Consider the following 11,969-nt stretch of genomic DNA (forward strand, 5'->3'; position numbering starts at 1 on the left):
TTGTTAATTTGTATGTAGTTGTTTTGGGTGCCGGGTAATAGGTTATGGGTGTACCTGGTTTTGGCGCCAATCATTTCAAAATATAGCCTGGCGGCCCGCATATCGCCCTTAAGGGCAAACTTAAACACGTTGGCCAATACCTGCGGGGCCATAAATTTAAACTGCTCGGTTTGTTCGGCAAACTCGGGGCGTTTTTTGTATTCGTTAAAATGTTTGGCAACGGTTTGCCGGCATAAACCGGTTTGGGTGGCAATGGCGCTTTTGGTAGGCATAAAGCCGTGTTGCTGCATAAAATTGGCTATGGCTTCGCTAATGGTGAGGTGGTTATATTCCCAGGCATCGCTTTTGCTTTCGGGCGCCATAATATGTTCTATCTGGGCTAAAAAAGCTTCGCGCCGACTGCCGGTTAATTGCTCTAAAATTTCGGTACAGGTATCGCCCAGGTACGCTCTTTCGGGCTTGGTCAGGTCTTCAATATCGTTTAAGGTTATCTTATCCTGTTTAAGCAATTGCTCAACTTTTTGTTTACCGTGTTTGGTTATAATGCCGGGTTTAACACGTGCAGGTTTTTCCATATTTATATAAATTTCTTTAAAAACTGTATAAATATACAGAAAAATCTTTATTAATAAAGAAATATCATAAAAATGATGGTTAACACATTTTTCAACATTTTTTTGTTAAACAATTGATTATCAATAATATAAGTGTAAAATTAACCTAAAATGTGTTAAGTTGTGTTAACCCCGGTGGGAGTGGACTTGATATTCAATATGGGTGTAACCCCACCGTAGCATCACATATAATAGTGACAGTAGTCATGTTTTAGCGGTTTTATCAGGGGTAATTTAGCCCTCGAGAAAAGTATAATATTTTACTCTAAATCTCTTAAATATGAAACTAATTCAAGACAAAAAATTCTGGGTGATCGCCACTGCCATATGCTTAATAGGCTATGTTGTAAGCTGCACTAAAAAAGATCAGGTAATTATTGGCGGTTCTGCTTTAAGCTCAACTACATTGGTATCCTATAAAACCACGGTTGCTCCGACGATTGACGGGGTAATTGACGGCATTTGGGATAAGGCAACTAAAATGGCTATCAACCCAACAGTGCCCGATCCGGGCAATGGACTGTTTACCGGTTATAACGGACAGTCGTACCCGGCTACATTAAGATCTATGTATGATGATAAATACATTTACTTTTTATTGGAATATGCCGACGCAACAAAAAGCGTAAATATAAGCCCCTGGTACTTTAACCCAGTCGCTAATGTTACCGGAAAAACTGGTTGGGCGCAGGAGCCGAGCAGCAAAACCTTTGATGCAAATGGTGTTTTAACACGTGATGGCTGGGGCGAAGATAAGTTTGCCATGCTTTGGAACATCGATAACTCGACCCCAAAGTTTTTAACCCAAACCTGCTATGCAAGCTGCCACATTTTTACGCCGTATCTGGATTATTCAGTAACACCGGCGGTATTAAAATCAAATGCTAACAACGGCAACCACTACACAAACGGAGCCAGCGAAAAAATTGACATGTGGTGGGGCCATTTAAGTAAAGATTTGCTTTTTAACCAAATAGACGATAATTATCAGGATTGGGCAGGCGGCCCGGGTGTAACCAGCTTAGTAGGTGGCAGCGGCAATGGCCGCCATGTGGACGGTATTGTGGTTTCGGGCGCTTCGGCTACGTTCCCCTTCGCACCAACTTATACAGCAACTCCTGCTCAGGGTTCATTAAACAATAAACAAACGCTCAAATTAGATGGAACAGGTGCTTCTGTAAGCGTGCCCATGTGGATAATACCTAATGCTGCTAACAGCTATTATATACTTGCTTCGGATACATTATCTGGCAAAGCTGTTAAAATTACCGGCGTTAACTCTACAGGTGTATTAACTTACAATGGCGGCTCCGTTGATCCTACCGTTGGTACAGATTACCAGCGCATAGGCGACCCGGTAACCGGCGGGATTGGTCCGAAATGTTTTCCAAGTTATATCGGGTCGCCTTTAGTTGGTGGCAGGGCTGATATTGCCGGCGGAGCAGTTTATACCGGTTCAGGTTGGGTAATTGAGTACAAACGCTTGCTAAAAACAGCCGATGTTTTAAAACAGGATATTGATTTTTCAAGCTTGCAGGACCAGGTATTTGGTGTAGCAATCTGGAACAAATCAAATAATCAACACGGGATCCAGCCAAACTTGTTACTAACCTTTCAAAAATAATTTTTGACAGTTCTTTCAACCTATAAAATTTAAGATCATGTCAAAAAAAATAATTGCGATAGGACTGCTGTTAATAGGTAACTTAATACTGGTTATGAACGGTTGTACAAAAAACACCACCGTGAGTATTGATAATACTCCAGAAATAACCACACCAGTAAGTTTCTCTAAAGACCTGGTTCCGCTGTTCACAAAAAATTGCGCTACAAGTGGTTGTCATAGTGGCTCGGTTGCTCCAAACCTTTCGGTTACAACTGCCTACGATGCGATACAAAACACCAACCTTGTAAATGCTGCAACCCCGGCAAACAGCGAATTGTATTTGTGGCTAACCGGCAAGCGGGCCGTGGCCATGCCGGCAGGCAGTGCTAATAATCCGTCAAATATCAACGCGTTGGTGCTCGCCTGGATAAAACAAGGGGCAAAAAACAATTAAAAAATAACCCATGAAAAAATCAAACAATCATACGCCATTAAATAACCGTTGTGCACGGGTAGTCATTTTAACAATGTTGCTTTTCTGCTACTATGGCGTCGTTATGGCACAGGATACAACAGCGGTAGGAAGCGTAAAAAAGAAATCGTACACAAAAAATACGTTTGAAGGTAATTATATCATAGACAATCAAACCGTAATGGTGCCTATAAAGGGAACTTTGGAATTTGATATTCAACACAGGTTTGGGTCAACAGAAAAAGGCACTCAAGATCTGTTCGGCATTTTTGCAAGTGCAAATATGATGCTTGGCGCCAGTTACGTACCCATTAAGGACCTGCAAATAGGGTTTGGTGCAACAAACGAAAGAATGCAGGTTGATGTTAATATTAAATATGCCATTTTAAAACAAACCAAAGACGGTTCCATGCCCGTTAGTGTAACCTATTTTGGAAACATGGCGGCCGACACCCGAAAAAAGGACAATACAACCTTATTTGTAACAACGTCAGATCGTTTCAGCTATTTTTATCAGCTTATAGTTGCCAGGAAAATAAGCGAAAAGCTTTCAGTACAGGTAAGTCCCAGTATTTCACACTTCAATAATCTGGAAGGCTATTTGAATGACGCGGGACAAGTAATGCCGATATTAAAAAACGACAATGTTTCTATTGCAGCTTCAGGCAGATACAAGATATCTGACGGAACGGCGATAATCGCTAATTACGATCAGCCTATCACTCAAAATCCGGCAAATAATCCTCATCCAAATATCAGTTTTGGTATAGAAATGAAAACAAGCGGGCATGATTTTGAAATCTTTTTCGGCAACTATAGTTCGTTAATACCACAAAATAATAATGTGTATAATCAAAACGACTTTAAAAAGCGCCAGTTCTTAATTGGGTTTAACATTTCAAGATTATGGAACTTTTAATAAACTAATTATACACTCAATCTAACTAAAAATGAAATAATATGAAAATCAATTTAATTTTAACAGCAGCTGTTTTAGCAACGGGTGTTGCAAGCGTTGCATTTACAATTGATCAGCAGCCAAAGCCATGGCCGGTGCCCGATAAAAATGCAAAAATGCCTAACACCGTAAAATCAAACGGCGAATCTATTGCAGCGGGTAAAGCCTTATGGAATATGCATTGCTCATCATGCCACGGAAAAACCGGTTTGGGCGATGGTAGTAAATCTGCACAATTAAAAACACAGCCTCAAGACCTGTCAAAAGCCGCATTACAATCGCAATCCGATGGTTCGCTCGCCTTTAAAATATCTGAAGGGCGTGATGATATGCCAAGTTTCAAAAAGAAAATTCCTGATCAGGAGGATATTTGGAACCTGGTAAATTTTGTTCGCACATTAAAAAAATAATCAGATCAATAGGGCCCGTCATTGTACGGGTCTTATTGTTTTAACTAAAGATGTTTTTGGAGCGGCATCATAAAAATTGTGATACTTATCACCTGTTTTACTGCTGTAAATCATTCCCCGCCCTTCAATAAACCTATACATTTACGCATCACCCCCTCTATAAAAACAAGGTGATCATCGATAAAAAAAATGGAAAATAATAACAATCAACCGTCCAGGAGAAAGTTTATGTGGGGAGTAGGTGTATTATCACTTTTAGTAGCAGCCGGCTCGGCCTTAAAATTTCCCTTTCTAAATAAAAAAGCAGCAGTTAAAGGCAAGACCGTAAAAATGCTTACGCAGGACGGCAAACTGGTTGAGGTAGACGCGGCATTAATTACTTCTGCACGAAAAAAAGCTACCAACAGCGACCTTCAAAATTGGATAAATAAATAACGGGCAACGCACTAACATAACTACAATTATGAATCAAGAAACTAATTCGCGACGTGACTTCCTATTAACCGGGTTACTCATTGCAGGCGCCGCTACATCGTGCACACCTAAAGATCCATTTGAATCAGGAGCTGAAGAACAGGCTGTTGCTTCGGGAAAAAAGGTAAAACTATTATCGGTAGATGGTGAAATTATAGAAGTTGACGAAGCTTTTTTAAAGCCCGTACCACATTTACCCCCGGTTACCAATACCGAGGCAAGGATAGGCATACCGGGCAAGAAATTTGTAATGGTAATTGATCTGTCCAGATGTAAGAATTTAAAAAAATGCCAATCGGCATGTAATCACGCGCACGAGTTAAACCCCGGCGAGAACTGGATAAAAGTGGAACCAATGCAGGAAGCGGAACATACCGCGCCGTATTGGGAACCAACTACCTGTATGCATTGCGATGAACCGCCATGCGTGAAAGTTTGCCCGGTAGACGCCACTTTTAAACGGCAGGATGGCTTGGTACTGATTGACAGCGATCGTTGTATTGGCTGCCGTTTTTGTATGGCTGCCTGTCCGTACTCGGCACGTGTTTTTAATTGGGGAGAGCCGGAAATTTCGCCGGCAATTGCCGCTCAGCCATATTCGTGCGAAACAAGTATTCCGCAAAAAAAAGGCACAGTTAGTAAATGTGATTTTTGTGCTGACATGACCAGGGAAGGTATGTTACCACATTGCGTATCAGCATGCCCTAACGGGGTTTTTGCATTTGGCGATATGAATGAGGATACGGTTACCAACGGCGCAGAAACGTTTCGCTTCAGCGATCTGATAAGAGACAAGGCAGGGTATCGCTTAATGGAAGATTTAGGTACTAAACCAAGCGTTTATTACCTGCCACCGGTTGCAAGGAATTTCCCTTTTGAATCGGGCCTTGAAAATGATAAGCTACAGAACAAATAATAAATCGGCAATTGATGGAAAATTTAGTATTAGATGAAAAGATAATAAAAGACCTGCTACCGCAAAAATTTGGAAAAGCAGGCAAAATATGGGTGGCGGTGTTAGTGGCAATTTGTTTAGTGGGGGCTTACGCATATTATCGCCAGTTAAGATATGGATTGATCGTCACCTCCATGCGCGATTATGTGTCATGGGGTATTTACATATCAAATTTTGTGTTTTTTGTAGCAATAAGTTTAGTTGGCTCATTAATAACAGCAGTGTTTAGGTTAGCCGGCGTAAAATGGGGATCGCCACTTACACGTATAGCCGAGATAATTGCGGTTGCAGCAATAATTTTTGCTTCACTCATTATTATAGTTGATATGGGTAGCCCCGAGCGTTTTTATAATTTATTTACTCATGGACGCATCCAATCGCCCATTATATGGGATGTAATTGTAATTACTACTTATTTCTTTATTAGTCTTTTGTTGCTTTATTATCCACTATTGCCTGATATACAAATACTGCTTCGTTTTAAAGCAGGTACTAATAAAAGGCTTTACGCTTTCTATAATTTTATTGGCTCTTTCTGGAAAAACACCCCCGAACAAATTAAACTGAGTGAAAAAGCAATAAACATTCTTTGTATAGCTATTATACCGGTTGCATTTACTATTCACACGGTTACTTCATGGTTGTTTGCTACCACCTATCGCCCGGGTTGGGACAGTACTAATTTTGGTGCATATTTTATTGCAGGTGCCTTTTTAGTGGGCGCAGGGGCTGTTGTAGTTGCCATGTACGTTTTTAGAAAAGCTTATCATTTAGAGAAATACATTACCGAAAATCATTTCGAAAAAATGGGACGGGTATTGGTTTTACTGGCTATGTTATATCTCTATTTCAATATTAATGAGTTTTTAACACCGTTTTTTAAAATGAAAGAATCGGAGTCGGCTTATTTAAATGGTCTTTTTTCAGGAGATTTTGCCCTGCTATTCTGGTTCGCTATTTTAACGGGGATGATCATACCGACCGTTGTATTATTGTTTAAAAAGGGTCGAAAACCATTGCCTGTTTTTATTGCAGGTATTATGATAGTAGTTGGCGCATGGTTTAAACGATACCTAATTGTTACGCCAACCTTATTGCACCCTTTCTTGCCTATGCACGATGTTCCTGAAAGCTATCACCATTATTTCCCAAGTTGGGAAGAATGGGCAATCACTATGGGATCGTTAGCGGGTGCCTTACTTATTATAACCATCCTTGCCAGAATATTTCCTATAATTCCTATCCAAGAAACTATAACCGAGCAACATGAAACCGTTGAATAAAATATTTTATGTAATAATAGCAACAGCCTACCTTTTAGCAGGTGGCCACGGGTTTGCGCAGGCACCTGCCAAAGGCGATTTGAGCTTGGGCGTTAATTATTTTATCACCAACAATCAGGTACCTTATGTAATGGTTAGGGTAAAGACTAAGGTTGATGGCCGGTTTCAGACGGTAGCGGGCATACCAATGACATTGTTTTTAGATAAGGATTCTGTCGGAACCACTATAGGTAAGGTGGTTACTAACGAACAAGGTGAAGCAACAGCATTTATCCCACCGTCATTAAAAAAGCAATGGAATACTTCGGTTAAACATACCTTCCTGGCCTCATTTGACGGAAATAAAAAATATGAACCTGCAAAAGGTGACCTGACAGTAGGCAAAGCTAAAATACTGATCAGTACTACTGACGGCAAAAGTATAACTGCATCTGTTTTTGAAATGAAAGATACTACCTGGACGCCGGTAAAAGGAGTAGAGCTAAAGATAGCAGTTAAACGATTAGGCGGCGACTTGCCAGTTAATGAAACCCCTACTTTTACTACAGATTCGACCGGAACCGTGGCTGCTGACTTTAAAAGAGATACTATTCCCGGCGATGCAAAAGGTAACATTGTATTGATAGCAAAAATTGAGGATAACGATCAATACGGAAATTTATCCATAGAGAAAACAGTGCCGTGGGGTGCAAAATTTACTGCCGTTAATAAGTTTAACGAACGGACCCTTTTTGCTACCAGAGATAAAGCGCCCATTTGGTTGCAGCTAATTGCTTATTCTATTATGTTGGCAGTTTGGATAATATTGGCTTACCTGGTGTTCAATGTATTTAAAATAAAACGTCTTGGAGCGTAAATATGATACAGGTCATTATTGTAGCTGACACCTGTCATGCCCAATTTTAGCTAATTATATAATATTTGCTAAGCATTAAAATTGGTGTTGCTAACAAATTAAAACCTATAACGCTACGGATAATATATATGGCCGCAAATACAACTTTTATCAATTCAACCATACCGTGTAATATAAATTCCTTTTTTGCTGTAGGTATTAATTACAAGAAAACAGATGCCTCAGTAAGAGGGATGTTTGCCATTGGAAACGAGCAGTATGAAAGCATTCTTACTATCGCCCCTTCTTTTGGGGTCACCTCGTTATTTATTCTTTCTACATGTAACCGTACTGAAATTTATGGTTTTGCCGAAACTGCAGAACAGCTTATTAATTTACTTTGCACCCAAACAAAAGGTAGCACCGCAGAATTTGCCCGTATGGCGTATATCAAAGCAGGCAAAAATGCAATAGAACATTTATTTCATGTGGGAGCAGGTTTAGATTCACAGTTATTAGGCGATTATGAAATTGTTGGACAGCTAAAGCAGGCGGTTAAATTTGCTAAAGAACAGAAATTTATCAACTCGTTTTTAGAACGTTTATTTAATGACGTGCTTCAGGCGTCAAAAAAAATAAAAAACGAAACGACATTAAGTGACGGTACCGTATCGGTGTCGTTTGCTGCCTCACAGTATATTAAAAGCCACACAACGGCAATTGTTAGCAAAAACATTCTTGTATTGGGAGCCGGAAAGATAGGGCGCAATACTTGCAAAAATTTGGTGGATTATTTAGGCACGCATAAAATCACAGTTATTAACCGTACTGAAGAAAAGGCAGCCAGGCTAGCCTCAGAGCTTAATATAAATTATGCTTCAATAGATGAATTGGATAGTTATGTGTCTTCTGCAGACATTATCATAACAGCTACAAATGCCGAACAACCCATAATATTAAGTAAGCAATTGGGTGGGGGTGGTAATAAGTTGATTATTGACCTGGCAATCCCACACAATGTAGAAGAATCAGTGAGTAACCTTTCAAGTCTCCGTGTGGTAAATGTAGATGAACTTTCCAAAATAAATGATCTTACACTTCAGCGACGCAAAATGGAAAGTCCAAAAGCTATAGCTATTATTAACGATTATATAGATGATTTTATAAAATGGCATAGAATGCGCAAAAACGCTCCCATTTTAAATAGTATAAAATTGAAGCTTAACGAGATAGCTTTACTTAATACAGTCGGCCGTGCGACCACGGATGACCCGTCTAATGTTTTACGAGCTAATAAGCAGCTTATACAAACCATAATTAATGGCGTTGCAGGTAAAATGCATAACCGTAATGAGGGTGGCTGTCACTACATTCAAGCTATAAATGAATTTATTGGTATGGTTTGTTAGTGATATAATTGTTGTAGCGAAAATTTTTAATTACCCTATGTAAATGAAGTAAATCAGCTGTCATAATAATTTGTTCTCTAAATGAAAGTAGCAACCCCGCCAATCACTTTTTCCTCTGAAGAAGCTTACGAAAAATCGCTTATTTATTTTAATGGAGATGATTTGGCGGCAAGGGTATGGGTAAACAAATATGCGCTTAAAGACTCGTACGGTAATATTTACGAAAGCACACCCGATGATATGCACCATAGGATCTCGGCTGAATTGGCACGTATTGAACAACGTTATCCAAATCCGCTGTCGGAAGCTGATATCTTTGAACTGATCCGCGACTTTAAGTATATTATACCGCAAGGGAGCCCCATGACCGGAATTGGCAACCCGTATCAAATCGCTTCTCTTTCTAACTGTTTTGTAATTGGCAACAATGGTGATTCCGATTCGTATGGTGGGATCATGAAAATTGACCAAGAACAGGTTCAGTTAATGAAACGGCGAGGTGGAGTGGGGCACGATCTTTCGCATATACGGCCAAAAGGTTCGCCCGTAAAAAATTCGGCATTAACCTCTACCGGTTTGGTGCCTTTTATGGAACGTTTCTCAAACTCAACGCGTGAGGTAGCGCAAGACGGAAGGCGGGGCGCCCTCATGCTTTCTATTGCTATTAAACACCCCGACTCGGAAGATTTTATAGACGCAAAGCTGGCACAAGGTAAAGTAACCGGCGCCAATATCTCGGTTCGAATTGATAATGAGTTTATGCACGCCGTAGAAAGCGGGCAAGCTTATCAGCAACAATTCCCCGTCAACAGCAAAACGCCGATTTATACCAAGAAAATGGATCCTTCGGTCCTTTGGAAGAAGATTGTTCATAACGCCTGGCAATCTGCCGAACCAGGTATATTATTTTGGGACACCATTATTAACGAATCGTTGCCGGATTGTTATGCAAGTTTTGGTTATCAAACCATATCTACCAACCCATGTGGCGAGATACCACTTTGTCCGTACGATTCCTGCCGCCTATTGGCTATCAACCTATTTAGCTATGTTGAAAACCCTTTCACGGCAAATGCTGAATTTAATTGGGAATTATTTAAAAAGCATATCCATGCTGCTCAGCGCATTATGGATGACATTATAGACCTTGAATTGGAAAAAATAGATGCTATACTGGAAAAAATAGAAACTGACCCGGAAGATGCCGAATTGAAGTTTACCGAAACTACCTTGTGGTTAAATATCCGCACCAAAGCAAACGAAGGCAGAAGAACCGGCATTGGAATAACTGCAGAAGGTGACATGCTTGCCGCGATGAACTTACGTTATGGCAGTGACGAAGGGTCTGCATTTGCGGTAGAAGTTCATAAAACTATTGCAATAGAGGCATACCGGGCATCGGTAACCACCGCAAAAGAACGCGGACCTTTTGCCATTTATAACGCTGATTTAGAAAAAAATAATCCCTTTATCCTGCGTCTAAGGGAGGCAGATGCACAGCTATATTATGAAATGGTGGAACATGGACGGCGCAATATTGCTTTGTTAACCATAGCGCCTACAGGTACCACCAGCTTAATGTCGCAAACCAGTTCCGGGATAGAACCTGTTTTTATGCCGGTTTATAAGCGACGAAGGAAAGTTAACCCAAATGACAAAGACGCACGGGTTGATTTTGTTGATGAAGTTGGAGACTCATGGGAAGAATATGTTGTGTTTCACCATCGTTTTAGGCAATGGATGGAAGTGAACGGACACGATTTAACTAAAAATTATTCACAAAAAGAGCTTGACACCCTGGTAAAACTGTCACCCTATTATAAAGCAACTGCAAATGATGTTGATTATCTTAAAAAAGTACAGATGCAGGGTGCCATACAGAAATGGATAGATCATTCAATAAGTGTCACGATAAATATGCCTGCCGATGTAACCGAAAAAGTGGTTGGCGAATTATATTTGGCTGCATGGAAGGCCGGCTGTAAGGGAGTAACCGTTTACAGGGATGGATCACGTTCTGGTGTGCTGATCGCCAATACCGACCCCACCACCGAACAAGCTACGGGCACAATATTTCAGACAAACAGACCGCCTGTACTTGAAGCAGATGTTGTACGATTTCAAAACAATAGGGATAAGTGGATAGCTTTTATCGGATTGCTGGATGGCAAACCGTATGAGATTTTCACAGGTTTTGCTGATGACGAGGATGGTATATTGATTCCAAGATGGGTTAATAACGGTGCTATAATAAAAAACCGTGACGTGGATGGAGCATCGCGCTATGACTTTCAATATCAAAATAAACACGGGCATAAGACAACTATTGAGGGATTGTCTTATAAATTTAATCCAGAGTATTGGAACTATGCCAAATTAATTTCGAGCACCCTGCGTCATGGTATGCCAATTGAAAAGGTGGTTGAGCTTATTAATAGTTTACAGTTAGATGAAGCAATAAACACGTGGAAAAATGGAGTTGCCCGGGCCTTAAAAAAATACATACCTAATGGCACTATAACAACCAAACAGCAGTGCCAGAATTGTAATTCAACTAATTTACAGTATCAGGAAGGCTGTTTAACGTGTAAAGATTGCGGGTGTTCAAAATGTGGGTAGAATAATAATAACTTTTAGTTACTAGTCTTCATCAGCATATTGGGTAGGCTTCTTTATTTTGTGGACCCGGAGGGCTTTTTCGCTTGCGCAGCCCAAACACAATTCCGCTCAAGAGAAAGTTCGAACCCTCTTTTCCTGGTTCTCAAACCACAAGTTCACATTAAATACAAACGGCTGCCCTTATCAGGGCAGCCGTTTGTATTTAATGTGGAGCCGGAGGGATTCGAACCCTCGTCCAAACATGGTATAAGGTAAGCTTTCTACATGCTTATCTGCTGTTTAATTGTAGGGAAGGGGAAGGTCAGCCGCTTACCTGTACCGTCTTCCTTAGGTG

11 protein-coding genes and 1 other RNA gene are annotated in these 11,969 nt (G+C 40.4%); 10 read left to right on the forward strand and 2 right to left on the reverse strand.

Annotated features, from left to right (window positions below; genetic code table 11):
• On the reverse strand, positions 1 to 575 hold a 575-nt coding region (locus ABI367_RS02900), incomplete at its 3' end, for a hypothetical protein (RefSeq protein ID WP_462231966.1).
• Between the two features lie 319 nt (positions 576 to 894).
• Here ABI367_RS02900 and ABI367_RS02905 point away from each other — a divergent pair.
• From ABI367_RS02905 to ABI367_RS02950, 10 genes are all read left to right on the forward strand, one after another.
• On the forward strand, positions 895 to 2,238 hold the full coding sequence (locus ABI367_RS02905) for an ethylbenzene dehydrogenase-related protein (RefSeq protein ID WP_462231968.1): 1,344 nt from the start codon (positions 895 to 897) through the stop codon (positions 2,236 to 2,238).
• Between the two features lie 37 nt (positions 2,239 to 2,275).
• On the forward strand, positions 2,276 to 2,674 hold the full coding sequence (locus ABI367_RS02910; RefSeq protein ID WP_462231970.1) for a hypothetical protein: 399 nt from the start codon (positions 2,276 to 2,278) through the stop codon (positions 2,672 to 2,674).
• 103 nt (positions 2,675 to 2,777) lie between these two features.
• Positions 2,778 to 3,611 (forward strand): DUF5777 family beta-barrel protein, encoded by an 834-nt coding sequence (locus ABI367_RS02915; RefSeq protein WP_462258007.1) that lies wholly within the window; start codon positions 2,778 to 2,780, stop codon positions 3,609 to 3,611.
• A gap of 41 nt (positions 3,612 to 3,652) precedes the next feature.
• On the forward strand, positions 3,653 to 4,060 hold the full coding sequence (locus ABI367_RS02920; RefSeq protein WP_462231974.1) for a c-type cytochrome: 408 nt from the start codon (positions 3,653 to 3,655) through the stop codon (positions 4,058 to 4,060).
• A 189-nt stretch (positions 4,061 to 4,249) separates the two neighbouring features.
• Positions 4,250 to 4,495 carry a hypothetical protein gene (locus ABI367_RS02925; protein ID WP_462231976.1) on the forward strand — a complete coding sequence of 82 codons (246 nt, stop codon included), beginning with the start codon at positions 4,250 to 4,252 and terminating at the stop codon, positions 4,493 to 4,495.
• Between the two features lie 28 nt (positions 4,496 to 4,523).
• Complete coding sequence (locus ABI367_RS02930; RefSeq protein ID WP_462231978.1) at positions 4,524 to 5,450, forward strand: 4Fe-4S dicluster domain-containing protein; 927 nt, start codon at positions 4,524 to 4,526, stop codon at positions 5,448 to 5,450.
• A gap of 14 nt (positions 5,451 to 5,464) precedes the next feature.
• Positions 5,465 to 6,772 carry an NrfD/PsrC family molybdoenzyme membrane anchor subunit gene (gene nrfD, locus ABI367_RS02935; RefSeq protein ID WP_462231980.1) on the forward strand — a complete coding sequence of 436 codons (1,308 nt, stop codon included), beginning with the start codon at positions 5,465 to 5,467 and terminating at the stop codon, positions 6,770 to 6,772.
• Positions 6,756 to 7,628, forward strand: a complete 873-nt coding sequence (locus ABI367_RS02940) for a hypothetical protein (protein ID WP_462231982.1) — start codon at positions 6,756 to 6,758, stop codon at positions 7,626 to 7,628. Before nrfD ends, ABI367_RS02940 begins: the two co-directional genes overlap by 17 nt.
• Positions 7,629 to 7,756: 128 nt before the next feature.
• Positions 7,757 to 9,016 (forward strand): glutamyl-tRNA reductase, encoded by a 1,260-nt coding sequence (gene hemA, locus ABI367_RS02945; protein ID WP_462231984.1) that lies wholly within the window; start codon positions 7,757 to 7,759, stop codon positions 9,014 to 9,016.
• Between the two features lie 81 nt (positions 9,017 to 9,097).
• Positions 9,098 to 11,635 carry an adenosylcobalamin-dependent ribonucleoside-diphosphate reductase gene (locus ABI367_RS02950; RefSeq protein ID WP_462231986.1) on the forward strand — a complete coding sequence of 846 codons (2,538 nt, stop codon included), beginning with the start codon at positions 9,098 to 9,100 and terminating at the stop codon, positions 11,633 to 11,635.
• Between the two features lie 205 nt (positions 11,636 to 11,840).
• Here the strand turns inward: ABI367_RS02950 and ssrA are convergent.
• Positions 11,841 to 11,969, reverse strand: a transfer-messenger RNA (tmRNA) gene (gene ssrA, locus ABI367_RS02955); the annotation flags it as partial.

It is taken from the genome of Mucilaginibacter sp., from assembly GCF_039935595.1.
Taxonomy (GTDB): domain Bacteria; phylum Bacteroidota; class Bacteroidia; order Sphingobacteriales; family Sphingobacteriaceae; genus Mucilaginibacter.

Excerpts from the sequence above, each read along its gene's own strand:
- ABI367_RS02905 (WP_462231968.1), top strand. The coding sequence starts at position 895 with ATGAAACTAATTCAAGACAAAAAATTCTGGGTGATCGCCACTGCCATA.
- ABI367_RS02910 (WP_462231970.1), top strand. The coding sequence starts at position 2,276 with ATGTCAAAAAAAATAATTGCGATAGGACTGCTGTTAATAGGTAACTTA.
- ABI367_RS02915 (WP_462258007.1), top strand. The coding sequence starts at position 2,778 with ATGGCACAGGATACAACAGCGGTAGGAAGCGTAAAAAAGAAATCGTAC.
- ABI367_RS02920 (WP_462231974.1), top strand. The coding sequence starts at position 3,653 with ATGAAAATCAATTTAATTTTAACAGCAGCTGTTTTAGCAACGGGTGTT.
- ABI367_RS02925 (WP_462231976.1), top strand. The coding sequence starts at position 4,250 with ATGGAAAATAATAACAATCAACCGTCCAGGAGAAAGTTTATGTGGGGA.
- ABI367_RS02930 (WP_462231978.1), top strand. The coding sequence starts at position 4,524 with ATGAATCAAGAAACTAATTCGCGACGTGACTTCCTATTAACCGGGTTA.
- nrfD (WP_462231980.1), top strand. The coding sequence starts at position 5,465 with ATGGAAAATTTAGTATTAGATGAAAAGATAATAAAAGACCTGCTACCG.
- ABI367_RS02940 (WP_462231982.1), top strand. The coding sequence starts at position 6,756 with ATGAAACCGTTGAATAAAATATTTTATGTAATAATAGCAACAGCCTAC.
- hemA (WP_462231984.1), top strand. The coding sequence starts at position 7,757 with ATGGCCGCAAATACAACTTTTATCAATTCAACCATACCGTGTAATATA.
- ABI367_RS02950 (WP_462231986.1), top strand. The coding sequence starts at position 9,098 with ATGAAAGTAGCAACCCCGCCAATCACTTTTTCCTCTGAAGAAGCTTAC.